Raw genomic sequence first — 25,308 nt, 5'->3', positions numbered from 1 at the left:
ATAATCCAATGCTGCCCAATCTACCTTTCAATGAGTATCTTGTTTATGGCATCTAAAACTGCATCTACACTGGCCATCACCACATCATCAACTGTGGACCTGCCTGTTGCCCTGTTTCCGTTTTCATCACTCATTATAACAAAAACTTCTGCAAGTGCATTTGTACCTCCAGTTATGGCTTCTATGTGATATTCATCGAGTTCTATATCTACAGTTTCACCCATTAAACTTTGAATTGCATTTATAGCCGCATCGACAGGCCCTACTCCTGTTTTTGCTGCTGTTTTTATTTCGCCGTCTATGTTGAGCTTCACCGTGGCTGTGGGCATGACATTGTCCCCTGTCATAACAGAGAATCCTTCAAGTTTTACGATCTCTTTTTGAGCTTTTCCAAGCACGTTTTCAGCCATAGACTTTAAATCCGCGTCGGTAATACATTTACCCCTATCACCAAGTCCTTTTATCTGATTGAACACCTTTTCAAACTGCTGATCGTTTAATTCTATCCCATACTTATCTAACTTAGCCTTGATGGCATTTGCACCTGTGAGTTTTCCTAAAACTATTCTACGGGTGTGTCCAACCATTTCTGGAGTTATTGGTTCGTATGTTTCAGCCTTTTGAAGAACACCATGAACATGTATACCTGCTTCATGTGCAAATGCGTTATCTCCAACTATGGCCTTGTTTGGAGGCATTTTAACCCCCGTAATTCTGGATACGAACTCTGATATGCTTACAAGCAGTTCCGTTTTGATGTTCATCTTGATGCCGTACCTGGTTATTAGCGCCATTACAACTTCTTCAAGGGATGCATTTCCTGCACGTTCCCCTAAACCATTTATTGTTGCATGAACTTGCTCTGCCCCTGCTTCAACTGCGCTGAGTGAATTTGCAACTGCAAGTCCAAAGTCATCGTGACAGTGAACACCTATAGGGACTTTTATATCCTTTTTAAGTTCAGATATGAGGTAGTTCATTGATGACGGTATCATAACCCCTACGGTGTCTGGAACATCTATGTAATCCACACCAGCATCTTCAACAGCCCCATAAACTTTTTTAAGGTAATCAAATTCTGTTCTTGTGGCGTCTTCTGCTGAAAACTCTGCTGTTATACCGTGATCCTTTATGTATTCAACTGTATCCACAGCCTTACTTAGTATCTCTTCTTTGCCCATTTTGAGTTTGTACTTCCTGTGAAGCGGAGACGTTCCTATGAAGGTGTGGATGTAATCAACATCACAATCTATGGCTGCATCTACATCCTTTTTCAGTGCTCTTGCCAAACCGCACACGTTGGAGTTGAGGTTGAGTTTGTGGATCTCACGTGCCACTTCCCTTTCACCAGGGGATGAAACTGGAAATGCAACTTCAATAGTATCAACGCCCAACTTATCCAGCCTCTGTGCAATCCTTATTTTTTCATCGACTGTCATTGCAACGCCGGGAGTTTGTTCACCATCCCTTAACGTGGTATCTAATATTCTCACTGTTTTTGGTAGTTTCATATTCTTTTTTACCGTTTCTATATACATTAAAAGACCTCATTTGGTTTGACAATTGTATAAAAATATTGTAAGTACCTTAATAAAATAAATTGTGTTGATTCAACTTCTCTCTAGAACGTTCCCATAATTATACTCAGGAAATTTCTAAGTCCTGGTGCAAGACCCAAAATAAATATTGCAAGTTTTAACATGTTTCTTATGGTCTTATCTTCAACGTAACTATCTATAACATATAAAGCAGATAATATAACCACTATTTTAAGTGGATACATCACAAAAGCCGTACCAGTCAAATTTGTAAGGAATGTTGGAAGCACATGCTGTTCTCCGTAGCCGTAAAAATCAACAGCAACAAAAGTTGATGTTGCATCGAACAGATGGGCCATTAAAACACTTAAATTAAATTTATCCTTTAATAACCACCATTTATTTCTTAAAAGAACAAATATTGAGGAAATAATTGCCCATATTCCAATAACTTCAAAGAATGCCACCCAATTTATAGGACCTAAGTATATTATGTTGGGTATGCACATTACGGCCCCAACAGCAAATATTGTGTACCTGTAATCAAAATTGGTTTTTCTCTCTATGAGAACTGCCGATAAAACTGAGGCTATTGCTATAAAACCTGTTAAAAGGTATATTCCTGGTGTGACCAATATGTAGGTTAACGGATAGATACCGTTGTCCACAAGGGCCCTCGCACTCGAACCAAAGAATATAAAGGGAATTAATGGAATTACAAGGTCTTTTGGATCTTTTTTAAGAAATTTAAACATTTTTATTAGTAAAATGATTGAAATACCCAGTATAATCCCAAAAACCACCGTGTTAAGAAGTGTGTATCCTGGGTGGAGGTAAATGAAGTTCTGCCTCACAAACTGGCTAATTTGATCGAACATAAATCTATTTTGATTTTCATAGTTTAAGCTTTATCTTGTTCTGATCTTTCCTTTTCATTTTTTTTGCGAATTCTACTGATTCAGATATTTTATTAAAATTATCTAACTACAACTTATTGTATTATTAAAATTCTCTAACCAATAATTTCGTAAATCAAAACAATTAGGAAAAACAAAAGTATCAAGGGTTAAATTGTAGAAATTTAGTACAAACAAGATAGTTTTAGAATTATAGATATTATATTAGGCATTATTAGAAAAGGGAGAGAAATGAAGATTAATAGAAGATTAATAGGAGTTATGAAAAAATAAATTTAAATAAATCTTTTAGAAGCTAAAAAAAAGAAATGAGAAAAAAACAATAAGATATAATTAATTAAGTATTGAGTCACTAATAATTCTAGAACAGTCCATAATAACCCTAAAATACTCCTAAATCTGTTCAATCAATAAATCCTTTTAAAAATTAAATCCTTTTAATCTTCTTGTTAATGACTTCCTTGAGTATCAAAGGTAGAGGAGTCCTATCCCCAAAAACATTGGTTTTACCAGATAATATAGCTTTTATTATACTTTCAACAGAAAAATCTGCCTCAAGTTCAGTGACGCAACTTCCAATAGCTCCTAAAAAGTGAGCATCACTTGAACCTATCTCTGGAAGGTTCCTTTTGGCTGCGAGATTTTTGGCCTTCCAGTTTGAGTATCCAAAGATGTATCGTGAGTTCAAAGTCTCTATTGCATCAATATCCAGTTTTTTAACGTAGTCGCAGAGCCCTTCCCTGTACCTAACAAAGGGATGGGCTGCAACAGCTATCCCCCCAGCTTCCCTTATTTTTTCAACGGTTTCTTCTGGAGTTAAACCCTGTTTTACTTCTTCTTTTATTCCCAATGCAACTATGTGGCCTTTGCTTGATGTTATCTCCATGGCAGGCAATACAATGAAGTCATCAAAATCCTTTGCTTCTTCTATAGTCACCAGAGAACCCTTGATGGTGTTGTGGTCTGCAATTGCAATTGCATCAAGGCCTATGGCCTTTGCTCTTTTGATTATGTCCCTGGGCTTTGCTGTTGAATCACTTGAGTATGTGCTGTGTATATGGGGGTCCAATATCATGTTATCATCCAATTAATCCATTATTAGTTAATCTATACTCTTTAGTCATTAAGAGTTCACTAAGAGATTTAATGCTTATATTCTGACATTATGGCTTTGATAAGTCCAGCTGGACCCGTCATCATTACGTCCCCTGCTGGAGCTGCGTAATGCACCTTAAAATCTGTTTTCTGCAGGATACCGCGCCTTGGTCCGGTTGCAACAACACATTCAAAATTACCTATAGGCCGTGCAACCCATGCACCATGACCTCCATCATCATGAACCTCTTTGTGGCTTATAGTTCCATCTGCAAGTTTTTTTACAAAATATTCCATCCTGAATGGGTCCAAAGTGCGAGTATGATGCTCAAAAACTCCCATTATTTTACCATTTTCAAATGATGCTGCCAGTGTGTGACCGTTTCCAATATCCATGGCAACAAATTTATCAAGACCATTAACAATGTCGTCACAGGTTGCACCGCAGATTGATGCAAACTTGGAATCCATTAACGTGGGTTCGTATCCTTTAAGTGTCTTTAAAACTCCGTTCATCCTTGTGAAATATTCAGGGACCTCGTTGAAGTAGGCGAATTCTTCTGGGCTTTTTGGAACCTCCAATTTTTCTCTTATCTTCATGAACCGGAAATTTCTATCTCCAACACCTTCCATGAACCCATGGTCCTGAACAGCAATTCCTATATGGTCAAAATCAAGTTCAACATCGAATTTAGATAAGGCTTCCCATATAGCCTCAAGATCCACATCCTTAAGTTCGATTTTACCTATATCAGGATGTTTTTCTCCATCAGGGACAATTTCGATTCCAAGGGATCTCACACGATCCAGATCGTCCCTTACTGTTTTAGCAGCACTTTGTGTCATCACCACCCTGTAACCCTTCTCCAGGTGGTTTTTTATGGCATTATTTATAGGCCCTCCGCCCATTGTCTGGCCATTTATGAATAGATCGTTTCTGTATCTTCTTATCCTTTTTTCAAATATGCTTGTTGGTGACGGCAGCACCATTTTAACCGAATTTTCGATTTCATCGTTTGTATCATAGAGCATTATATCCTGGGTGCCCACACCAACATCAACCGCCAAGATCTTCATGTTTGTATATCTGTTCTTAATTTATATTAAGTTTGAGAAGATCGTGCATCAAGGAAAATGTAAAAACGTAAATTTATGTAAATCTATAAATATAAACAAGAAATTTAAATATTTACTTAAACAATTTATTACTGTATAAATCGTGCTGTGAATAGCCTCATAATGGTTTTGAACACCCCCCCACAAGTTTTTTTGTTAAAATTTGGATTAAAAAAATCTATTGTACAGATCTATACAAAGAAGTTTTAAATAACGCACAGATTATACAAATTATAAATTTGACTTTAAAGGAATTTGGATACATTAAAAAAAGGTGATTTTATGTACAGAGTTATGTTAGATGAGAAGGATGTTCCAAAAAAATGGTACAACATAGCAGCAGACCTACCTGTGGAGCTTCCAGCACCTACACAGACAGAAGAAGGACATCAACTTGAAAATTTGCCAAAAATATTTTCAAAGGGCGTTTTAGAACAGGAAATGTCCCAAGAAAGATGGATAGAGATTCCAAAAGAGGTACGTGAAGTTTACAAAAAAGTAGGAAGACCAAATCCACTTTACAGGGCCACCGGTCTTGAAGACTACCTGGACACTCCTGCAAAGATCTACTACAAACGTGAAGATCTCTCCCCAACCGGAAGTCACAAGCTTAACAGTGCCATAGCACAGGCTTACTACGCTAAAAAAGATGGTGCAGAGAGGCTTACAACAGAAACTGGTGCAGGACAATGGGGTACAGCATTATCCCTTGCATGTTCTCTTATGGGACTTGACTGCACTGTTTATATGGTTAAATCTTCATTCCAGCAGAAACCTTACAGGAAAACTATCATGCAGATCTATGATGGAGAAGTTTTGGCTTCACCAAGTGATAAAACATCTTATGGAAGAAAAAAGCTGGCTGAAGATCCAAACCATCCAGGTTCCCTTGGAATAGCCATATCTGAAGCTGTTGAAGACGCTTTAAGCGATGATAAGACTTATTATTCTCTTGGAAGTGTTCTAAATCATGTGATGCTCCATCAGACAGTTATCGGACTTGAAACCAAGAAACAGTTCGAGTCAATCGATGAAACACCTGATGTAATGGTTGGATGTGTTGGTGGAGGAAGTAACTTCAGTGGTGCAGCTTTCCCATTCATGAAGGACAAAATATCCGGAGACCTGGACTGCCAGTTCATAGCCGTAGAACCTGAATCCTGCCCAACACTCACACAGGGAGAATACAGATACGACTACGGTGACACAGAAGGCCTTACACCCCTCTTGAAGATGTACACATTGGGTCATGAATTCATACCACCATCAAATCATGCAGGAGGATTAAGGTACCACGGAATGTCCCCTATAATTGCATTACTCGTGCACGAAGGACTGATGGATGCACGTACAGTCAAACAGACCGAAATCTTCAAAACAGGCCAGACCTTCGCAAAATGTGAAGGGGTTGTACCTGCACCTGAAACCTGTCACGCCATTAAAATAGGAATGGATGAAGCAGTTAAATGTAGGAAAACTGGGGAAGAGAAAAACATCGTCATCAACTTCTCAGGCCACGGCCTGCTGGACCTTCAAGGTTACAGTGACTTCTTTGAAGGTAAATTAGAGGATTAAATCTTCTTTTTTATTTATTTTTTGATCTAATTATACGAACTATCTATTTAATTGAGAACTCTTTGAACAAAGTTTTAATTATAAAAAAAATTAGATTAAATCTATAGAGTTAATTTTCTTTGAACTGAATTTCTATTTCATTAACTTATTCAGTACTTATTCAAATAATCTTGATTCCACTAAACTTTTGAAATATTTATTTATACTCATTCAACCCATAAAATATTCAGATTAAAGGAGGATAATAATTATGTATCAGATAGGTGAAGCCTTAATAGGAAATGGCGATGAAGTAGCTCACGTTGATTTAGTAATCGGAGATAAAAAAGGTCCTGTAGGAGATGCATTCGTAAATAACATGACGAATCTTTCAATAGGTCACACTCCACTTTTATCAGTTATAAGACCCAACCTCATGACCAAACCTGCAACTTTGATCATTCCGAAGGTCACAGTAAGGGATCTTGAGGATGCAGATAAAATATTCGGCCCAGCACAAACAGCTGTGGGTCGAGCTGTGGCAGATGCTGTGGCAGAGGGAATTATACCCCAAGAAGAAGCAGAAGACATTGTAATAATGGTAAGTGTGTTCATAAGCCCTAGTGCTAAGGACTTCCGTAAGATCTACCAGTACAACTACGGAGCGACCAAATTGGCAATAAAAAGAGCAATGGAAGGTTATCCATCAGTTAAAAAAGTTTTAGCAGAAAAAGACAGAGGTACCCATCCAATAATGGGATTCAAAGTAACCAAATTATGGAACTCCCCATACCTACAGGTTGCACTCGACCTCGACAACCTCACTGAAATGGAGAGAATAATAAAAACACTCCCGGACAGGGAACGTGTTTTAATAGAAGCAGGAACACCACTCGTTAAAAAATTCGGTGTTGGAGTTGTTGGCAAAATAAGGGAACTTAGAAGGGACGCATTCATAATAGCAGACCTCAAAACCCTTGATGTTGGTCGTGTTGAAGTTAAAATGGCAGCAGATGAAACAGCAGATGCCATTGCAATATCCGGACTTGGAACTGTGGAATCCATTGAAAAGGCCATACATGAATCGTCCAAACAGGGAATTTATTCCATACTCGATATGATGAACGTTGAAAACTTCGTTGAAAAACTCAGGGGACTTAAACTCAAACCAGATATCGTTCTGTTACACAGGAACGTCGATATGGAAACCTCCAAAGCTGAAAGGGGAGAAAAACAGGGTGAAAGAACCGAATGGGGTAACATCAACGAGATCAAAAGTATCTTGGGTGAAGGAAAACTTGTTGCAGTTGCAGGCGGTATAACACCGGATAAAGTCAACACTGCCCTCGATAGCGGTGCAGACATCATTGTTGTGGGAAGGTATATCATAGGTTCAAGAGATGTAAGGCGCTCCGCTCAGGACTTCCTGGACCACATGCCACAAGACCCTGACACAATGAGGCTCGCCCTTGATGAGGATGAATCCGTCTAAAGGTGAATATAAAAATTTTTAGGATTTTTCCTAACTATTTTTAAATCATTTTTTTAAGTTTTTACTTCTTTTAAAATAAATTCTCTTTAAGTTAGCTCATTTTTAAACTAAATTTCCAATCTTTTTTAAATCCCTTTATCTAAATTTTCAAACAGCAAGTTTTATTATTTTAATAATCATATCTTCTATTAAATTACCCACTTAATTATTCTAAACGGATCAACTGAATTAGTAGGGGAGAGTAATATGATACTGGGAATATGTGGAAGTCCAAGAAAACAGGCCACAGATTATGTCTTACATGAAGCCCTGAAGATGCTGGAGGATAAAGGTTTTGAAACCGAATTTTTCGGTGTTAGGGGCAAAAATATTAGTCCTTGCAGGCACTGTGATTACTGCCTCCGTGAGAAGGAGTGCATAATGAAAGACGACATGTACGAACTTTACCCACTTATAAAAGAAGCCAGGGGCATTATAATGGCCACCCCTGTTTACAACGGTGGTTTGAGCGCCCAGCTTAAGGCAGTGATGGACAGGTGCAGGGCACTGGGAGCTGCTGAATATGATTTTCTGAGGTACAAGGTAGGAATGGCAGTAGCCGTTGGTGGAGACCGTATAGGTGGTCAGGAACTTGCAGTACAGCAGATAATTACCTTTTACATACTTGAAGGAGCAGTACCAATAAGCGGCGGTGCCTTTGGGGCAAATCTCGGCGCAAATTTCTGGTCTCAAGACACCCTCAAAGGGGTTAAAGAAGACAAAGAGGGATTCAGAAGTTTAAGAAAAACCGTTAAAAAATTTGCAGCATTTCTTGAGAAATTCGAAGTTAAAGAATAGGTACAAATAGTATATTCCAACCCTAACAACTTCAACTAAGCTAAAAATAACCTAAGCTAAATTAAATATCAACCCGCTACCCATAACCTTATAAAATCATGACAACTTAACTTTTTTAAAGATATGGATTTTATACATTCGAATTAAGGGCATTTTAGAGAGAAGATATTATTACTCAAGAGAATTTCATGTAATCAGGGGGCCCATGGATCTTGAAAGATTAAATTATAGAAAGATTTACAACCTAATTTAAACAAGTGTTTAATGGAGATGTCTTATGATTGACTCAATCGGAAGCCCAGAGTACAGATTGGAAATAGGAAATAAATCCATAATATTGGATTATAAGAAATTCATGCTTTTAAAAGGTATAAAGGAACACAGTTCCATTACAAAGGCATCAAAAGAAATAGGTATCCCATACAGAACTGCCCTTAAATATATTGAAACACTCGAAGCGGAGTTAGACTCCACAGTTGTTGCAACAAAAAGAGGAGGAAAGGGCGGAGGGGGTAGCAGTCAGCTTACAAGTATTGGTAAAATGGTTATAAAGGAGTATGCAAAACTTAACAGCATTTTAAAAAAGCACTCCGAGGTTAATGAGATAGAAGGTAAAGTTGTTGAGATCGACACTGACAACAGAATTACGAAAGTTGCTTTGAACACTAAAAAGGTTATTATTCCAATAATTGAAGATTTAAAGGTTGGAGATACTGTTTTACTCTTAGTAAGCCCCGAAGACATATTTATCATGCTTGAACCACAGGAATCAAGTGTTAGAAATATGTTTGAATGTGAGATAATAGAAATGGGATTCCAAAAGGGGATGGTGCGACTTAAATTAACTTTAGATAAGGATGTTAGTATTTTTGCAGATATTACAGAATATTCAAGGGAAAAACTGAATTTAAATCTTGGTAAAACCGTTTACATAGGATTTAAAGCCGCCTCAGTGCCGGTGATTAAGCTTTAAATCGTATAAGTTATAACTTATAAGGTATAACTTAAAAGTTAGAAGTTATAAGTATTCAAATGATATGATGCATTATAAAACCAAAAGAAGCCCCTATTAATAAATAAAAAAAACTGAGGTTATAACTTAAAAGTTATAACTTATAATTATAGAGGTGGTTGGAATGAGGATTGAAGTTGATAAGGACAAATGCACTGGCTGTGGGATCTGTAAAGAAGCATGCCCCAAGGGGGCCAAGATCTGGGATATAAACAATAAAGCCATGGCAACAAACCTGAACTTCTGTCATTTATGCACCATATGCGCTTCAAAATGTCCTGAAGGTGCCATAAGAGTTATAAGAGATGATCCTGATGAGAAAGAAAAAAATGAGTAGAAAAACCTCTGAAACTAACATAGAAATTTCTTTAAACTTAGATGGTAAAGGTCAGTTCCATGTGGATACAGGGATTGAATTTTTCGACCACATGTTGAACTCATTTGCAAAACACGGATTTTTCGACCTGGAAGTAAAAGCTGATGGAGACGTTGGTGTCGACGACCACCATACTGTTGAAGATGTCGGAATACTCCTGGGAGAAGTTTTTAAAGAAGCAATAGGAAATAAAAGAGGTATTAAACGGATGGCCCATGCCATAGTTCCTATGGATGACTCCCTTGCAACCGTGGCAGTTGACATAGGTGGAAGAAGTTACACTGTGTTTGATATCGAGTTTACAAATCAGAAAGTCGGGACCCTGAGCACTGAAAATGTTGAACACTTCTTTGAATCCTTTGCAAACTCTGCAATGATAAATATAAACACCAAAGTCGAAGGAGAAAATGACCACCATAAAATAGAAGCTTTATTCAAAGCATTTGCCCGGGCTCTTAACGATGCATCCCGTGTTGAACACGATAAGATACCAAGCACCAAAGGTGTGCTTTAATACTTAAGTAAGATCTGATTAATCTATTTCATGGATTCTATCTAAAAAAAACTTACAAGGTTGTTTCAATGAATGATAGTCTAAAAAAAAGCCTTGGAGAGCTAATTCAAGTTGCAGTGACCTTGCTTATAATCCTAATGATAGCGGACATTATTCTGCTTCTTGCCATCACATTTTTCAGCCTTAAACCAAACACAATATATCTTATCTTCCAATTCGATGTTATTGTTTCTATTTTCACATTTTTTATTTTCTTAATAAGTTTAAATAGATTTAAAGATAAAAGAAAGTTTTTAAGAACCAACTGGGTTATGTTGGTGGCATCGTTCCCTATTGTCTTCATTTTTTGGAGTGTTACGGGTCTGGGAGGTTCCCTGATAATCTTTGGAGCCTTCAACATCGTGAAGATCTACGCCATGATAAGAACTGTAATTAAGGTAGGCCCTAGATTTTTAAAGCTCTCCAAAGAAACGGGTCTGGGTTACGGTATAATAATCGTTACATCCGTGTTTTTCCTTGGATCTGTGTTCTTCTTCTTCGTAGAACACGGAGTGAATCCCCATGTACAAACTTTTGAAGACTCTCTATGGTACATGATAACAACCATGACAACCACAGGCTACGGTGACATTGTACCGGTAACAGGAACAGGCAGGATAATAGGAACCATTACAATGCTCACAGGTGTTGGATTTGCAAGCTATGCCACAGCATCCATTGCAAGTTTGATATTCCAAAAACTCAGAGAAGAAAGGGAAGAAGACGTTGAAAAACTCAGAAAACTGAGTAAAGACTTCCACAGCGAAAGAAAATCCGATGACGAAGAAATAAAAGGGCTTTTAAATGAGATACTCCAGAAAATGGATGAAAAAGAATGAATGAACTTTTAAAAGTGAATTAAATTTAGTTAAAACGGATTAAACTAGTTAAATAGATTAAATGCCCAAAATAGAAAAAATAAAGAAGTTCAAAGTTTATTAGATCATCAAGCGAATTTTTAAGTAAGATCTCTGTACCTTCCAAGGGCTCCCATTTCTGCTGCTTTTTTAACTTCATCGTGCATGATTTGAATATCTGAAGCCATCCAGCTCATGTACTGTTCAAGTTCCCTGTGTCCTGCCAGAGCTTCATCGAGTATTTTACTGTAAATGGACAGATCGGGCCAGTCCTGTGGTTTTTTATCCTCTTCAACTGCAGATGAAATTATTTCAAGAAGTTTTGAGCCTAAATCATTAAGCGGTGTGAGATCTCTTTCCCAAGCACCATATTCAATGAGTCCTGCAACTGCAGATGTATCTGCAGTGAGGCTGTAACTTGCAGCAGATATCTCCTCGTAAACTGTCAGATCTTCTGAAACATCCTTAAAAGAGTCCTGAACTTTTTTAAGTGCCACTTCAAGGTTGCTGTGTTCTAAAAATGCTTTTTCAAGTTTTGAGGTTGCCTTTTTATGGTCATACTCTTCCCCAGATACAAGAACAACTTCCATGTATTCCTGGTTGGCTTTGATGACCCTTGAAAGCTGTTCTGGCAGATTCATTGTTAAACGTTTTGGTAAAATCGCATAAACAACAAATAATGAGGATAAAGCACCTATTGATATATCTACAAGCCTTGCAACTGCATTTTCAAATACAGTTCCTGTGGGCCATATGAAAACCACAAATAGGGTCAGGGCCATTACAGAAAGCCCCATGTAGGTTGGGAAGAATGCCCTGAAGAAGAATAGTGCCAAAAGGGCAAATATCAAAAGAACATCATGTGGGAAGAAAAATGCCAGTATTATGGCCAAAATAATTGCAAAGAGGTTGAATGAAACCCTCAGTATCATGTTGTCTATAGTGCTTGTAACATCCGGCTTGATAATTATGAGAACACCCATTGCAATCCAAAGAGCATCCCTTGTATGGTCCAAGTAAATAAAAAGAAGAGCTATTGTCATTGCAATTGTAAAGCGCAGAGCATGGCGTATGTAGAGAGAATCCAGATTGAACTTTGAACGAAGGGTTTCTGTCACTGGAACGTGCGTTGAAGTGATTTTAACATGTTCTTCATTAGTTGGAACCACTGAGATCATGGCATTAGCCCCCTCAATCAGGCTCATGAAAGTTTTAGAAACTTTTTTTGCAGCATCCAAACCATCAACATCGCCCTTGTAGAAGTTTAACTCTTTAAACTTTGATTTAAGATTTTGAAGGTCAACTCCACCTCGTTTATTCACTATGTGGTCTGCGATCTGGGCGCTTACAGCATCAGATTCTTCCATGAAACCCCTGAAAACTTCTGCAGTTTTCCCTGAAAGCCTTGACTGTACCATTTTACCGTAGCCTCTAAGGCCCGTTAAGTAGACACCATCCTTCAAAAGGTCGTTAAATGATTTTTTAATGGATAATCCAGCCATATTTTTCCTGATTGACACCATTTTATTTGTGTGAGTCTGTGGAAGGAAACCTACAGCTACCATTTTACGTGTGTAACTGTCCCTGCCAAAAAACTTCAAAACCAGAAGAATGGAAGCTATAAGATAGGCAAAAAGAACACATTCAACCCATCCAAGTGTTGTTAAGCTACTTTTCACAAGTGTAGTCGCTATGAAGTAAGATGAGAATATCATGAACCCAAAAAGACCCTCCGCATCTCCAAATATGTAGAGGGATAATGGGAAAAATGCCCAGATGGCTGTTAAAACTATGAAAACTGGTAGACTTAAGAGGGCAATTGAGGCACTTGCAAAGGCCATGGACATTAAAAATGCCCCTACAGCAGCAAGAGGCAGCACCTTCCGAAAGGGCAGTGGCTGGTCTATTATGATGCATGCAAAGAGAGTTATGGAAACAACTGCCCCCACCCCCTCACCAAAACCAAGGTAACTGGCTAAAATTCCGGCTAAAATTATTATAAGCATTGTTCGAACTGCAGCACCCCACAGGGGTTTTCCAGTCGGTTTTGAAAGCGTTTTAAGTCTGCCTATAACTCCCTTTCTTTCCAAATAATCCACCTCACCCATCATATAGCTAAACTGATATTATGGATTCTAAATATTGCATTAAACATCCATGTCACTTTCAATGTAAACCTGTGAATAGGAAAATAGGTATTCGCAAACTCTGATCTTTAACATAATAAAAATTGGGGTTAAAGTATATAATATAACTAACTACATAAAATGGGTTGTAATTTGTTTATTTTGGAATATCTTTATGTTTAAAAAAAAAGGAAGGTGTAAAGTAATGAAAAGGGACATATTAACATTTCTTTCTGCTTTCAACAAACCTTCAACTAAGATCCTTCCCCAACTAAAAAATGATACAGGAAAAACTCTGATCCAGACCGTGAGTAAATCAGGATCAACCCCTACAACTCATTTATTATCATATCCTCAAAGGGTACAACCATCGTTGCAGATCCAACTTCAATGCCCAGTCCAGAAGAACTGAATCTCCAACCCGATGTTGTTATAAATACCCATAACCATACAGATCATGTAGATTCTAAATTTACAGATAGATTAAACTGTAAAAAGTCTGCTGCCACTCTTGAAGATTTCAAGATCAACGACGTGCACATCTACAGCGTGGCATCAACCCACATGGGTGACATGATCAACCACGACAACCCCAACAATTTTATCTACGTTTTTGAGGTTGATGGGCTTCGAATAGCCCATATGAGTGATATAGGCCAGGAACACCTCACAATAAAACAATTAGAATCCCTGAATAAAATAGACATTGCATTCATGCAGTTTTCAAACCCATTTTCAGGGATGTTATCTCCAGATAAAGGCATAACTCTCATCGAAGAACTTAAACCCCAGATAATTATTCCTACACATTCCAATCCACGCTCCAACCGGAAGATCGGCAAGGTTGTAGGAAACTTGAAGGTTGTGGAAAATGGACTGGCTGTGAGCCAGGAAGATCTCGAAGATGGAAAGAGAAAGGTTGTTTGGTTAAAAAACGCTTTACACTATTAAAATTTCCATTTTTTAACAATAAAAAAAATTAACAATAAAGAAAGAAATTGATAATAAAAAAATCTCTTTTTAGTCTAACCTTCCATTAAAATAGCCAAATATTTGATCAAAATCAATTCCAGCAATATTTCTATTTTTATAATCTTCAAAAATCTTTTTCTTACCTTCTAACAGTGATTCAGATTTTATTCCATGTTTTATTGATAATATGACTTCCAAATATGCTGAAATCTTATCACAAACATCCAGAATTTCACCGTCGAGGGGAGAGTACTCATCTTTATTGTACTGGCTTTCAATGGTTCTAACCATTCTAACTTCACCATTTTCTGTTATTCTGTTTTTAAACTCGGTTAACTCAAGTTTAGCCTCAGATTTATTCTCAAACTCAATGCCTGTGAAGTATCTCATTTCCCTGCGCCATGGTTTTGGAAGTAGGGGCAGTAACTTTTCTTCCATCTTTTCATGTTCGTATTCTTTTATCTTCGTGTCTATCTCTTTATCTACCCTTTTTACCGGAGAAATTATGTCCTTGGTCAACACTTCTGGCAGATCATGGAACAAACCACCGAAGTAGTTGTTATAGAATCTCTTTTCACAGGCATCAACGTTCATTTCCAGGGTACATAGATAGGAAGTGATTGCAACGATGAGCATATGGCCTAGAACAGATGTTTCAGGCACTCTGGGAGAATGGGCCCATCTTTTCTGGAATCTGAGCTGACCACAAAGATCCACAAAGCCAAAGGACCTTTTACCCAGCAAAAGTTTTTGAACACCAATCAGATCGTAGTGATCTTCGATCTGGTTTTCTATGTTCTGTTTAGTCTCCTCTATGCCGTAGATAAAGGGTGCAGTATGATATATTATCCTAAATTCCCAGTTGGTTGCAAGGTAATGTGCAGCTCGAAGTATTCTTCGCTCAATATTGTCGGTTTTCGGATTTTCAAAGTAATTAGTGAATCTTTTATAAAATTTTTTATTTAAACCCACCATATCTCCTTTGAGTTCGTTGAAAACATGAGAATTTAATAATTCTTCTGTTTCTTTATTTTCTATCATTTTGTGGAACACTGGAGGTTTTATATCCGTCAAAATCAGTCTGTGGAGAAATTCAAATATTCCTCCCTCTATCAAGTATTTCCAGTTTAGTGGTTTGGCTTTGAAGTCCCCATCTGAACTGGCCAAATACTCTTTTCTCCGCTCTTCCTCGGATTTGGCCAATACATATGCTATTACCATTTTATGGGCCTGTTTATCCAGTTCTGTGAACTTTACCGGCCGGATATGGTCGTTCCATCTTTGCATGCTGGCTGCTTTGGTGAATCTTTCCATTAGCTTTGCTATGCTGGTTTCTTTTTTCATGGCTTGACCTTTTGGTTAAATTAACGTAAGATATCAATGATTAACATCATACTTGTAATTAAATATTACCCCAGGATCGTCACGCCTAGTCCTTTGGTAAATCCATAAAAATAAATTATAAAATACTTTATTTTGTTAATTATTTAATTAAATTTCTTTAAACTTTAATTGACCAATAAATTGTAGCATAATTAATTTAAATAGACCGTTAGATTATCCAAAGCAATAAAAGTTTCTTATTTTCAGAAAAAAATTCTAAAACTAAATTCATTTAAAAAAAATCCAAAATAAATCATTAAAAACAAGTAAAAAACAAAAAAAGCAGCCCATTAGGGACTGCAGGAGGACAAACTTATTCTGGTTTGCTCATTAAAGTTGTTTTTGAAACCAATTGACCTTTTCCACTGTGTGGTGTCCTTAGGACTGTGTCGTTTGCTTTCTCGATTTCCCTTGCTTCAGCGGCGAGTTTAGCTGCTACTGCTATCATTTCGTGGGAAGATGCGACTATTGGGATGTATTTTTCAGCATCTTTAGTCATGAAGCATCCTTCTACGTCTATGTCAGCTACTTTTTCAGCAATTGTGTATGCTGCCATTGCTTTAGCTTTTGCGTATGGGTTCTTGAATTCTGCTGCTGCTATAGCTTTGTCCCTGGTTAAGACCAGTTTTGGAACTTCTATTGCTTCTCCAGCTTCTGCTGCTGCTATTAGTGCGTCAAGAGTTTTCTGAACGCATCTGTATGCACCGGTTGCTGCAAGCACTTTTATAACGTCAGCATTGAATGATGCCATTTCAGTTGGGTCTAGGAACTCTCTTCTTGCACCGATCATTGGGTCGCCCTTAACGAGTATGTATCCTAATCCCTGTTCGTTCATTTCATCTTTTACCCTTGCACCTGGACCGTCTCCAACTATTATTGCTGGTACGTCCATTGCTGATAATAATTCCCTTGCCTTAGCAGGGCCCGGAGCAGCTGGGTTAGGACTGATGAAAATTACAAAAGCAGCGTCCAAATCTGCTACTTTTGGTACGACTTCTTCAATCTCTTCTGGACCCATTTTTGCGCCTGAACCAAAGCTTTTTACACTTATATTAGGCCTGTCTGCCCTCTCATCAAGCATTAAATCAATTACAGGAGAGGTACCTAAATTACCGCATTTAATAACTCCTATTTTTACAACCATTGTATCACCATCATTGTATTCAAAATAATCAAATAAGTATTTTTTGATTTAATTTTTTACTGCTAAGTTTTTATAGGGGTTAAGATTTACCCGTTTGTATGCCTTAAATTTTAAAAATAAAGATTTAAAGTGTTATGAATTACAATTAAATAAATATTAAATGACATAATCACTAAAAAAAATAAGATAAACTGTTTATTGGAATAATGCCATTTTAGTTTGTAAGAATATATGCCTTTCCAACTATCGAAACTCTTTTCTGGCATTCCAGATCTTCTTGAAACTTCCAAAACCACTTGAAGGTACTTTCTCATTTTCAAAGTTGTTCACAAGGGATACAACATTGGAAACGGCCTTTTCACCACCTTCAGCCAGCCATTTACCCCTTGGAGCCTTCATGTCACTAACTGCACGGGATATCTCACCAATTTCAGCCACTTCTATGCCCAGTTCCCCTGCCAAGTCAACACTTGCATGCTGCCTGTGAAATCCTGCTACCTTGACTGCAGGAACCCCAAGAACTCCTGCCTCTATTGTTAACCCCATACCAGCAGCGTAGATAACTCCAGATGAAGCTTTCATGAGGCCCGGCAAATCCACATAACCGTCCAAAACCCTTAATTTTGGAGAATTAACACATTTTTGCACGTAATCTGTATCAAACCTAAAGGGCACAACCAGAACATCCCTTTCAAGTGTTTCAACATCTTTTATGATATTGGGAATGTCTGCACCCTTTATATCCCCACCAAAGACCAGCACCAGAAAGTCATCCACACCGTAACGGGCTTTAACATCATCAACATTTGCTAACGGGACCTCACTAACATAAGATGCCATTGGATATCCTCCAATCACCTTAACGTTCTTGAAGCCGTATTTTTTTGTTACAAAATCTTTGTAACGATCTGAAGGCACGGTTATGATGTTTGAGAACGCTATCATTTCTATGGGGTTGTATATGTCTTGTTCTATGTGTAAAGTTGGAGTTTGAAGGATTTTAGATGCTGCTAATCCTTTTCTCACGTCCCCTGCATTTCCACAGGTGAGTAAAAGATCTACGTTCTTTCCCCGCAGTGATTTCACAACGCTCCAGATATCCTCAAAGACAAGGGACGCTATTTTGGCGTTGGATCTTTTCTGGGCGCCCTGCCCTCTACTTTTACCTATGCTATGTATTTCTGTACAGTACTGGCCCATGAGCTCTTCAACTCCGTGGCCATGGGTCAGGCCGATGATTTCAGCATCTAATTTCTTTATTATTGGTATGAAAGCCTTTGCAGGTGCCATTTCTGCTATAACTGCTATTTTCATTTTTAAGTCCTCTTTTTAACCATTTATGGAACTTGATAACTTAATTAATAGAATTGAATTTTGAATAAATAAATGTTGAATAATGATCGAATAAAAATATATAATTCTCATTCTGTTTAACCCATATCTGCTGCACTTGATGTGAAATTAGATGCAAATCCTGGGCATGCTGCAACGTGTGCATGCACGTAACTTGCAACCGTATTTTTACTCATTAAACCGTCTTTTGAATCTGTAATTCCCTTTCCCCTGAGGATTTTAAAGGCAAATTCTGGTTTTAAATCCTTTAGTTTTCCAGCATCCATATCTACCTTTGAGTAATGGAACTCGTGTCCTCTGAAGGTTTCACCCGATTTCAGTACTATGTTGTCTTTTACAGCCTCTGCAATCACATAACTTAATGCCTGGGGCTTTTTCGTCATAAGTGAGTTATATCCAAATACGTTGCACATATCTCTGCCGTTTATGGATTTTGTAAGGTACATCAAGCCTCCGCACTCGGCATAGATTGGCCTTTCCTCATCGTGGACCATTTTAACGGAGCTTCGCATTGACTGGTTGGATTCGAGTTCTTTTTCGAATATTTCAGGGTATCCTCCCCCTATGTAAAGGGCGTCAACATCGGGTACCTCTTCATCGTGGAGAGGGCTGAAGTAGACCAGTTCTGCATTGTTGGCCTCCATTGCCTCCAAATTCTCTTGGTAGTAAAATGTAAACACCTCATCCATTGCAACGCCAATTTTAACCTTTTTATGGTTTTCCACCTTCCAGAGTTTCTCCCTTCCTTCAGGAAGTTTTCCATCACCTTTCATTATGGAAAGTAACGCATCGAGGTCTATGTTCTCTTCCATTACCTGGCCCCAATTTTCTATAGATCGGAGGATGCTCTCACGTTCCACTGCAGGTACCAGTCCAAGGTGTCTATCTTCAACTTTCAGGGCATCGTCTCGTGGAATGCCACCTATAACCGGAGTTTTCACAAGGGTTTCAACTGCTTCTTTGGTTTTAAGGTAGTGGTTCCTGTTTTTAACCTGGTTCAAGATGACCCCCTCTATCCTGACAGCTGGATCAAGGTTTTTAAATCCGAGTACAATTGCTGCAGCACTTCGCACAAGACTTCGTGAGTTTAAAATAAGCACAACTGGAGCATTAAGGGCTTTTGCCATGGCCGCTGTGCTTCCAACATCTTCCACCGCACTCATGCCTTCGTAAAGTCCTCTGACACCTTCAATTATCCCCAGTTGAGATTTTGAAATATTCATGGCTCTCTGGAAAGTTTCCCTGATCTGGCCTTTGGACATGAAAAATGAGTCCAGATTTCGGGACCTGTTTCCTGTGGCCATGGTGTGATATGTGGGATCTATGTAGTCCGGACCTACCTTAAATGGTTGGACTTTGTAATTATTTGATAGGGCCTTCATTATTCCCGTTGAAATGGTTGTTTTACCTACCGCACTTCCTGTTCCTGCAAGGACTACTCTCATGTTAATGGGTAGTACTGGCTAGTTTAAAAATTTGTTGGGAAGATTTTTTGTTAAATTTTTGTTTTGTTAATAACTGATTGGCTGAGGGGTTGATTTGTGTAAAAATTGAAAAAAATGATTATAAAAAAAATGAATATGAAAAATTGAATTATAAAAAAAAAGAAGTGGATGAATTTAGATTTAGAAGGCGCCTCCACCCCCACCTCCAAATCCTCCACCTATGTCTCCAAATCCTCCGATGGCATCGGCGGCATCTGAATTCAATCCGGAAGTCATTCCGGCATTCAAAGCCAAGTTCAAAAGCAGGTAGCCTCCGTAATAATGGAAGAGGTAGATGTTGTTCATTTCAAGTTCCTCTTCTGGAAGGTTTATTTCCATGGCCTTTCTAACGTTTTCAGCCACCCCTAGTGCCGTTGCATAAACAAGGTACTTGTTCCATATTACAATTGATTCGGGTGGATACTCCTTTATCAAACTGAAGTCCTTGAGGTACTTCTTGAAGTTCCTCCATTTGGCATCGTATTCTTCACCATGGGTAGTCCAGCGTCCTGCTATACCTTCAGGCAGTTTCAATGAGATAAGTGATATAACTCCAAGTGCTACGGCCGCATAAAGTGGATACCTCGAAGAGGGAAGGGATTGGCCGAAAGTCATGAATCCGACAATGAATGCCAGTACAAGAGCGCCGACTGCATATATCTTGAGATAACTGTCACCCTTTCTTTCGAATATTTTTTCCATCTCTCCATCGCTTAAAAATCTCTTCTTGAGGTCGTACTCCCATGTTCCATAGGCATCTCTAAAAGCCTCAGCGTTACCCCTATCCTTGAGATCCTGGTTCATATCTTCGAGGTTTATGGTTCCGTCCCTCTCAAATTTCCGCAGTATATCCAAAACATCCATCTCAAAGTTTTCAAGTTTTGAAAGGTCTTTTTCTGTGTTTATCTGGAGATAAACTGATTTTTTAGGAGCTTGGTTCTTGATCTTACCCATTAAAGAGTCTTTGAAGGATTTATTTTCCTTTGAGACAGTTCCCATAGTCAGGTACTTCCTGTTTATGAGGTCCATTATCGTGGCCCTGAACCCATTCATATCAGGTTCTCCTATACCCTTTGAAACCCCATGAACACATATTGCATTTACAAGAGCTGGGGGATCATCTGTTGGAACATCCCTCTCGTATTCTGCCCTGTAATCAATTTTAGGTTCCCTTCCCAGCAGGAAGTATATAATAAATGGAACGAACATCAGGAGTATCAATAATGCTGTAAAAACATGGTTCCAGAAGTTTTGGGAATTCAGAGAGTTCTGGTAGTCGTTTTGAATTTTTTCTATGGCTTGAAGGCCGTTTTGATTTATCAAAACACCATTTTGGGGGTTGGCTGCGAACTGACTTCTCGGTATGGCCATTCTCACCTCAAAATATTCTCCTTTCCCAAGTTCGTTGGTGCTTACTTGAAAAACGTTTCCTTGCCAACCGGATTGGTTAGCAAAGTACGGGGGGTTTAGCCAGTACTCCACACCTTGACTTGAGTTAAGGTGCACGTTGGCAGTTAGCTGATTTACAGGCACCTGCCATCCAGTACCCCACAGTTTGTACTGAAGGTCTGCAACATCGTTGTAGATCTTTATCCCGTGGAGAAAATCGTATTCAATTGTAACATCCACATCCTTATCAGTTACAGGAATCGTTTTTTGAGAATCCGAATAAAGATACACTGTAATACGGTCCCCAGTGCCATTATTTGTAACATTATAGGTAGAATAAGCTCCCTGACTTGAAACTTTTATATTTTCCAGGGACTGGCCACTGGTTAAGGGTATATCCCTGTAAACTCCGTGGAAGGTTCCAGAAAAAGAGTAGTGTATCAGTTCTTTCACATGTAGGGTGCCGTCATTTTGAACAAATAGATCCGTGTGGATGCTTGGTATGGAGTAGGATGAAGAACTGCTGCTACCAGCAGCGTAGACTGCACCAGATAATGTTAAAAGTGAAATTAAAAGGAGAAAAATGAATGAAATACGCTTTTTATCCATTTTTTACTACCTCTAAAATTCTACTTTCGGTGTTTTAGTTTCACTTTCAGCTATTTCAAAGAATTCTGCTTCTTTAAACTTGAATAGTGATGCTATGATGTTGCTTGGGAACATCTGACACTTGTTGTTGTACATTAAAACTGTGTCGTTGTAGAACTGTCTGGAGTAAGCTATCTTATCCTCTGTCTGGGAAAGCTGTGCCTGAAGATCCCTGAAGTTTTCATTGGCCTTGAGGTTTGGATAATTTTCAGCCACCGCAAACAGTGTTTTTAGGGCACCTGTTAACTGGTTATTAGCCTTTTCATTTTCGGCCACGGTTTTTGCATTCATAAGACTTGATCTTGCATTTGTAACATCTTCAAAGACTGTTTTTTCGTGTTTAGCGTATCCCTTTACTGTTTCCACCAGGTTTGGAATCAGATCTGTTCTCCTTTTAAGTTGAACATCTATTTGAGACCATGCATTCTTAACACGGTTTCTAAGCTGTACCAGGCTGTTGTAAAAAACTATGATGGCAAGTAAAATCAGTACAATGACTATTCCAATTATAATCTCGGTTATCATCTTTTGTTCTCCTTTGATTCCGGGTTTAAATTCTAGGTTTTTTATGATTTTATAATTATTCTGGTTTTTTTTTAAAGTTTAAATTAGGTGACTATTATTATGTTTAGATTATGTTGAACATTGTTATCTTTAAGTGTTATCTTTAAGCATTGTCACATAACGTTAACATTAATTTGATTAACAACTTTTCACATAGGAGATACAATGAACAATGCAAAGAAGCTGAAGGTTCTGGGAGAATCTGCAAAGTACGACAGGTGCAACTATGCAAACTTCAACGTAGATAACTTTCTATCGGGTAAGATCCCGGGAATCTACAATGCAAGCACCAGAGACGGGTGCACAGTTCCACTTTTCAAAGTGCTTATGACCAACAAATGTTCAAACGACTGTCGCTACTGTGTCAACTACAACAAACACAAGTTCAACAGGGCAGAGTTCTCTCCTGAAGAATTAACATCTATCTTTCTCGATTACTACAACAATCGGTACGTTGAAGGGTTATTTTTAAGTTCAGGCATTCATCATGACGCTGAAACTTCCATGGAAAACATGGTGGAGGTTGCAAGGAAGCTTCGGATGGAACACGAGTACAAGGGTTACATACACCTTAAAATACTTCCAGGCGGTTCATACGATCTTATCAAGAGGGCAATGACTCTGGCTGACCGTGTTAGCATTAACATGGAGGCTGCAACCCCAGAAGGCTTTGATGAACTTACAACCACCAAAAATTATGAAACCGACATCATAAGGCGTATGAAATGGATCAAACGACTTGGAAAAAAGGATAAAAACCTTGCACCATCCGGCCAGACAACCCAGTTCATAGTGGGTGCTTCAGATGAAACAGATAAGGAGATCATGGATAGGGTGAAGTGGCTCTACGACAAACTCCAGATAAAACGGAGCTACTTCAGTAAGTTCACCCCTATAAAGGACACCCCACTTGAAAATCATGAGGAACCAAACCCCAAAAGGAGTTCAAGACTTTATCAGGCGGATTATCTGATTAATTCCTACAAGTTTGACCTTGATGAACTCGTGTTCGATGATGATGGTAACATGCAGCTTGATGAGGATCCAAAGTACTATGCTGCACTTTCCAACATGGACAGATTCCCTGTTGAGGTCAATGCTGCATCCTACAGGGAACTTCTCAGGGTTCCAGGTATAGGAAAAATATCTGCAAACAGGATAGTTAGTTTAAGAAAAAGGGGAAGATCTTTCAATAAAATGGAAGAGCTTAAAGATATCGGTGTTGTTGTATCAAGGGCTGAACCCTTTATAAAACTGAACAGAACCTACCAGGCCACTCTAGGATTTTAGGTCTTCATTAATTTTTAATTTGAAAAAAAATATGTTTATAAGAATTATTTTTCGATCTAATCTATTTTTTAAAGTTTTTTAAGTAAAAACCGGGAATTTTTAATTATAAATTGAATTATAACTTGTAACTTATAAGTTATAACTGACTCAATTATAAGTTATAAGTGATCCGGTTATAAGTTTTAACTGACCCACTTTTAAGATCTAAGTTATAACTTATAATATAATCACAGACCCTCTTTCTCAAATAACTCCCAGAGATCAGGGTATTTATCCTTCACCGCAGCCTCAATCAGGGCTGAAGCTTCCTTACTTATACTGAATGCAGGTTTGGTGTTTTTTAAATACCTTAAAACTGCCGCAGACTTGGCGGACCACAGGGATATCCTAGGGTTTTTACCAACCTCGAGCATCACCCTCTCCATCAGATCCTCATCAACGTCCAGATCTTGAGTCGAAGTTTTGACATCATTTTTAGTGTCTTTAGTATCTTTTTGAGTATTGTCCTCGGTGTCCCTCTGAGTTTTTTGACGATTTTTGGGTTTTTTCAGTTTTGTTTGAGATTTATTTGTTTGAGAGTCAGTTTCTTCCGCTTCTTTAATATCCTCAATTTCTTCATTTTTTGCTGCCCTTTCTGATTGTTCCTCAATATCAGGCCTTATAAGGGCATCAAGCCCCCTTCCAAGTGCACTACCCTGTTTCTTTCTGGAGGTCATTTATTGTCCTCCCCGCCCTCCAGATTGATGATCTCCTTTGCAAGTTCCATGTAAGCTAAAGAGCCGCGGCTCTCCTCGTCATAGGTTATGCATGGTTTTCCATGACTTGGAGCCTCTGCAAGTCTTACATTGCGCGGGATGGTTGTTTTAAAGATGTTTTCTGTTTGTCCAAAGTACTCCTTGACGTTTTCATAAACATCCCTTCCAAGTCGTGTCCTTGAGTCGTAAAGTGTGAGGAGAATTCCTTTTATTGGTGCTGGACTTTTCAACCTGGTTTCAACCAGTTGGATTGCCTCTAAAAGATCCGCCATTCCCTCAAGCGCATAGAACTCCGCTTGAATCGGAATTATAACACTGTCAGCAGCCACAAGACAGTTTATAGTCAGTATACCAAGTGATGGAGGCACATCTATGAAGATGTAATCGTAATTGTAGGAAACACCGTCCATTGCCATGTCCAGTATGGCATGGTATCCCACTTCCTTACTGAGCTCGATCTCTGCACCGCTCAGGGATATGTTGCTGGGTATCATGTCAAGTCCTGGAATTTCAGTGCCCAGTATCGCATCTTTTAGGTGATCCTGACCCGTTAAAACCGAGTATATTGTGCTATCATGGGCGTTCTTCTCTATTCCCAGCCCCGTTGTTGCATTGCCCTGCGGGTCCATATCTATTACCAAAACTCTTCTACCCATGGTGGCCAGTGCTGCTGAAAGATTCACAGCAGTTGTAGTTTTACCGCATCCACCCTTCTGGTTCAATATCGCAATTATTTCAGCCATATAATCCTCCCCCATATTGGTTATAAGTTCTAAAGTATAACTTCTAAATTATAAGTTATAACTTATAATATAAATATTTTATTGTGTATTGTGCCTTTAAATTCGGTTTT

Annotated in this window: 23 protein-coding genes; 10 read left to right on the top strand and 13 right to left on the bottom strand. The window is 38.4% G+C overall.

Features of this window, described 5'->3' with window-relative positions; translation table 11 throughout:
* Positions 1–20 precede the first annotated feature (20 nt).
* The 4 genes from MSWAN_RS00115 to MSWAN_RS00100 form a co-directional block, all read right to left on the bottom strand.
* Positions 21–1,538, bottom strand: a complete 1,518-nt coding sequence (locus MSWAN_RS00115; protein ID WP_013824572.1) for a 2-isopropylmalate synthase — start codon at positions 1,536–1,538, stop codon at positions 21–23.
* An 83-nt stretch (positions 1,539–1,621) separates the two neighbouring features.
* Complete coding sequence (locus MSWAN_RS00110) at positions 1,622–2,416, bottom strand: DUF63 family protein (protein WP_013824571.1); 795 nt, start codon at positions 2,414–2,416, stop codon at positions 1,622–1,624.
* Positions 2,417–2,882: 466 nt separating this feature from the next.
* Positions 2,883–3,530 carry a PHP domain-containing protein gene (locus MSWAN_RS00105; RefSeq protein WP_013824570.1) on the bottom strand — a complete coding sequence of 216 codons (648 nt, stop codon included), beginning with the start codon at positions 3,528–3,530 and terminating at the stop codon, positions 2,883–2,885.
* Positions 3,531–3,598: 68 nt separating this feature from the next.
* Positions 3,599–4,627, bottom strand: coding sequence for a DUF1786 domain-containing protein (locus tag MSWAN_RS00100; RefSeq protein ID WP_013824569.1), 1,029 nt, complete (start codon positions 4,625–4,627; stop codon positions 3,599–3,601).
* Between the two features lie 321 nt (positions 4,628–4,948).
* Between MSWAN_RS00100 and MSWAN_RS00095 the strand changes: the two genes are divergently transcribed.
* The 7 genes from MSWAN_RS00095 to MSWAN_RS00065 all read left to right on the top strand — a co-directional run bounded on the left by MSWAN_RS00095 (position 4,949) and on the right by MSWAN_RS00065 (position 11,329).
* Positions 4,949–6,241 carry a TrpB-like pyridoxal phosphate-dependent enzyme gene (locus MSWAN_RS00095; protein WP_013824568.1) on the top strand — a complete coding sequence of 431 codons (1,293 nt, stop codon included), beginning with the start codon at positions 4,949–4,951 and terminating at the stop codon, positions 6,239–6,241.
* A 250-nt stretch (positions 6,242–6,491) separates the two neighbouring features.
* Positions 6,492–7,712, top strand: coding sequence for a bifunctional 5,6,7,8-tetrahydromethanopterin hydro-lyase/3-hexulose-6-phosphate synthase (locus MSWAN_RS00090; protein WP_013824567.1), 1,221 nt, complete (start codon positions 6,492–6,494; stop codon positions 7,710–7,712).
* 246 nt (positions 7,713–7,958) lie between these two features.
* Positions 7,959–8,549 carry a flavodoxin family protein gene (locus MSWAN_RS00085; RefSeq protein ID WP_013824566.1) on the top strand — a complete coding sequence of 197 codons (591 nt, stop codon included), beginning with the start codon at positions 7,959–7,961 and terminating at the stop codon, positions 8,547–8,549.
* A gap of 277 nt (positions 8,550–8,826) precedes the next feature.
* Entirely contained in the window at positions 8,827–9,522 is a 696-nt protein-coding gene (locus tag MSWAN_RS00080; protein WP_013824565.1) for a TOBE domain-containing protein, read from the top strand.
* Between the two features lie 163 nt (positions 9,523–9,685).
* Positions 9,686–9,898 (top strand): 4Fe-4S binding protein, encoded by a 213-nt coding sequence (locus MSWAN_RS00075; protein ID WP_013824564.1) that lies wholly within the window; start codon positions 9,686–9,688, stop codon positions 9,896–9,898.
* Complete coding sequence (gene hisB, locus MSWAN_RS00070; RefSeq protein WP_048188136.1) at positions 9,873–10,451, top strand: imidazoleglycerol-phosphate dehydratase HisB; 579 nt, start codon at positions 9,873–9,875, stop codon at positions 10,449–10,451. Before MSWAN_RS00075 ends, hisB begins: the two co-directional genes overlap by 26 nt.
* A 68-nt stretch (positions 10,452–10,519) precedes the next feature.
* Positions 10,520–11,329 (top strand): potassium channel family protein, encoded by an 810-nt coding sequence (locus MSWAN_RS00065; RefSeq protein WP_013824562.1) that lies wholly within the window; start codon positions 10,520–10,522, stop codon positions 11,327–11,329.
* Positions 11,330–11,448: 119 nt separating this feature from the next.
* Here the strand turns inward: MSWAN_RS00065 and MSWAN_RS00060 are convergent, their stop codons facing one another.
* Positions 11,449–13,446, bottom strand: a complete 1,998-nt coding sequence (locus tag MSWAN_RS00060) for an FUSC family protein (protein ID WP_227716970.1) — start codon at positions 13,444–13,446, stop codon at positions 11,449–11,451.
* Between the two features lie 232 nt (positions 13,447–13,678).
* Here MSWAN_RS00060 and MSWAN_RS00055 point away from each other — a divergent pair, with 232 nt between their 5' ends.
* Positions 13,679–13,885, top strand: coding sequence for a hypothetical protein (locus MSWAN_RS00055; RefSeq protein ID WP_048187766.1), 207 nt, complete (start codon positions 13,679–13,681; stop codon positions 13,883–13,885).
* Positions 13,864–14,424 (top strand): MBL fold metallo-hydrolase, encoded by a 561-nt coding sequence (locus MSWAN_RS00050; RefSeq protein WP_013824560.1) that lies wholly within the window; start codon positions 13,864–13,866, stop codon positions 14,422–14,424. Before MSWAN_RS00055 ends, MSWAN_RS00050 begins: the two co-directional genes overlap by 22 nt.
* Before the next feature lie 69 nt (positions 14,425–14,493).
* Here MSWAN_RS00050 and MSWAN_RS00045 read toward each other — a convergent pair whose 3' ends face one another.
* The 6 genes from MSWAN_RS00045 to MSWAN_RS00020 all read right to left on the bottom strand — a co-directional run bounded on the left by MSWAN_RS00045 (position 14,494) and on the right by MSWAN_RS00020 (position 22,371).
* Positions 14,494–15,789: an HD domain-containing protein gene (locus MSWAN_RS00045; protein ID WP_013824559.1), complete on the bottom strand. Its 1,296-nt coding sequence runs from the start codon at positions 15,787–15,789 to the stop codon at positions 14,494–14,496.
* Between the two features lie 352 nt (positions 15,790–16,141).
* Positions 16,142–16,972, bottom strand: a complete 831-nt coding sequence (locus MSWAN_RS00040; protein WP_013824558.1) for a F420-dependent methylenetetrahydromethanopterin dehydrogenase — start codon at positions 16,970–16,972, stop codon at positions 16,142–16,144.
* A 243-nt stretch (positions 16,973–17,215) separates the two neighbouring features.
* Entirely contained in the window at positions 17,216–18,286 is a 1,071-nt protein-coding gene (locus MSWAN_RS00035; protein WP_013824557.1) for a glycosyltransferase family protein, read from the bottom strand.
* Positions 18,287–18,402: 116 nt separating this feature from the next.
* Positions 18,403–19,770 (bottom strand): Ni-sirohydrochlorin a,c-diamide synthase, encoded by a 1,368-nt coding sequence (gene cfbB / locus MSWAN_RS00030; RefSeq protein ID WP_013824556.1) that lies wholly within the window; start codon positions 19,768–19,770, stop codon positions 18,403–18,405.
* 180 nt (positions 19,771–19,950) lie between these two features.
* Complete coding sequence (locus MSWAN_RS00025; RefSeq protein ID WP_013824555.1) at positions 19,951–21,807, bottom strand: DUF2207 domain-containing protein; 1,857 nt, start codon at positions 21,805–21,807, stop codon at positions 19,951–19,953.
* Between the two features lie 12 nt (positions 21,808–21,819).
* On the bottom strand, positions 21,820–22,371 hold the full coding sequence (locus tag MSWAN_RS00020; protein ID WP_013824554.1) for a LemA family protein: 552 nt from the start codon (positions 22,369–22,371) through the stop codon (positions 21,820–21,822).
* Between the two features lie 204 nt (positions 22,372–22,575).
* On the opposite strand from MSWAN_RS00020, the gene MSWAN_RS00015 reads away from it, so the two are divergent.
* Positions 22,576–23,700 (top strand): putative DNA modification/repair radical SAM protein, encoded by a 1,125-nt coding sequence (locus MSWAN_RS00015; RefSeq protein ID WP_013824553.1) that lies wholly within the window; start codon positions 22,576–22,578, stop codon positions 23,698–23,700.
* Between the two features lie 227 nt (positions 23,701–23,927).
* Here MSWAN_RS00015 and MSWAN_RS00010 read toward each other — a convergent pair whose 3' ends face one another.
* Together MSWAN_RS00010 and MSWAN_RS00005 are read right to left on the bottom strand one after the other, a co-directional pair.
* On the bottom strand, positions 23,928–24,416 hold the full coding sequence (locus MSWAN_RS00010; RefSeq protein ID WP_013824552.1) for a hypothetical protein: 489 nt from the start codon (positions 24,414–24,416) through the stop codon (positions 23,928–23,930).
* Positions 24,413–25,198 (bottom strand): ParA family protein, encoded by a 786-nt coding sequence (locus MSWAN_RS00005; RefSeq protein WP_013824551.1) that lies wholly within the window; start codon positions 25,196–25,198, stop codon positions 24,413–24,415. The genes MSWAN_RS00010 and MSWAN_RS00005 overlap by 4 nt, the downstream gene beginning before the upstream one ends.
* Positions 25,199–25,308 lie beyond the last annotated feature (110 nt).

The organism is Methanobacterium paludis (assembly GCF_000214725.1).
In the GTDB taxonomy this organism is placed as follows: domain Archaea; phylum Methanobacteriota; class Methanobacteria; order Methanobacteriales; family Methanobacteriaceae; genus Methanobacterium_C; species Methanobacterium_C paludis.
Note: the sequence above shows the minus strand (reverse complement) of the source record. Positions and strands in the feature narration are given on the sequence as shown.

What these genes read in the sequence shown, in the direction of transcription:
- MSWAN_RS00020 (WP_013824554.1), bottom strand. Translation starts at nt 22,371, where the DNA reads ATGATAACCGAGATTATAATTGGAATAGTCATTGTACTGATTTTACTT.
- MSWAN_RS00105 (WP_013824570.1), bottom strand. Translation starts at nt 3,530, where the DNA reads ATGATATTGGACCCCCATATACACAGCACATACTCAAGTGATTCAACA.
- cfbB (WP_013824556.1), bottom strand. Translation starts at nt 19,770, where the DNA reads ATGAGAGTAGTCCTTGCAGGAACAGGAAGTGCGGTAGGTAAAACAACC.
- MSWAN_RS00085 (WP_013824566.1), top strand. Translation starts at nt 7,959, where the DNA reads ATGATACTGGGAATATGTGGAAGTCCAAGAAAACAGGCCACAGATTAT.
- MSWAN_RS00045 (WP_013824559.1), bottom strand. Translation starts at nt 15,789, where the DNA reads ATGAAAAAAGAAACCAGCATAGCAAAGCTAATGGAAAGATTCACCAAA.
- MSWAN_RS00090 (WP_013824567.1), top strand. Translation starts at nt 6,492, where the DNA reads ATGTATCAGATAGGTGAAGCCTTAATAGGAAATGGCGATGAAGTAGCT.
- MSWAN_RS00110 (WP_013824571.1), bottom strand. Translation starts at nt 2,416, where the DNA reads ATGTTCGATCAAATTAGCCAGTTTGTGAGGCAGAACTTCATTTACCTC.
- MSWAN_RS00040 (WP_013824558.1), bottom strand. Translation starts at nt 16,972, where the DNA reads ATGGTTGTAAAAATAGGAGTTATTAAATGCGGTAATTTAGGTACCTCT.
- MSWAN_RS00025 (WP_013824555.1), bottom strand. Translation starts at nt 21,807, where the DNA reads ATGGATAAAAAGCGTATTTCATTCATTTTTCTCCTTTTAATTTCACTT.
- MSWAN_RS00080 (WP_013824565.1), top strand. Translation starts at nt 8,827, where the DNA reads ATGATTGACTCAATCGGAAGCCCAGAGTACAGATTGGAAATAGGAAAT.
- MSWAN_RS00065 (WP_013824562.1), top strand. Translation starts at nt 10,520, where the DNA reads ATGAATGATAGTCTAAAAAAAAGCCTTGGAGAGCTAATTCAAGTTGCA.
- MSWAN_RS00115 (WP_013824572.1), bottom strand. Translation starts at nt 1,538, where the DNA reads ATGTATATAGAAACGGTAAAAAAGAATATGAAACTACCAAAAACAGTG.
- MSWAN_RS00055 (WP_048187766.1), top strand. Translation starts at nt 13,679, where the DNA reads ATGAAAAGGGACATATTAACATTTCTTTCTGCTTTCAACAAACCTTCA.
- MSWAN_RS00095 (WP_013824568.1), top strand. Translation starts at nt 4,949, where the DNA reads ATGTACAGAGTTATGTTAGATGAGAAGGATGTTCCAAAAAAATGGTAC.
- MSWAN_RS00015 (WP_013824553.1), top strand. Translation starts at nt 22,576, where the DNA reads ATGAACAATGCAAAGAAGCTGAAGGTTCTGGGAGAATCTGCAAAGTAC.
- MSWAN_RS00075 (WP_013824564.1), top strand. Translation starts at nt 9,686, where the DNA reads ATGAGGATTGAAGTTGATAAGGACAAATGCACTGGCTGTGGGATCTGT.
- MSWAN_RS00035 (WP_013824557.1), bottom strand. Translation starts at nt 18,286, where the DNA reads ATGAAAATAGCAGTTATAGCAGAAATGGCACCTGCAAAGGCTTTCATA.
- MSWAN_RS00005 (WP_013824551.1), bottom strand. Translation starts at nt 25,198, where the DNA reads ATGGCTGAAATAATTGCGATATTGAACCAGAAGGGTGGATGCGGTAAA.
- MSWAN_RS00050 (WP_013824560.1), top strand. Translation starts at nt 13,864, where the DNA reads ATGCCCAGTCCAGAAGAACTGAATCTCCAACCCGATGTTGTTATAAAT.
- MSWAN_RS00010 (WP_013824552.1), bottom strand. Translation starts at nt 24,416, where the DNA reads ATGACCTCCAGAAAGAAACAGGGTAGTGCACTTGGAAGGGGGCTTGAT.
- MSWAN_RS00100 (WP_013824569.1), bottom strand. Translation starts at nt 4,627, where the DNA reads ATGAAGATCTTGGCGGTTGATGTTGGTGTGGGCACCCAGGATATAATG.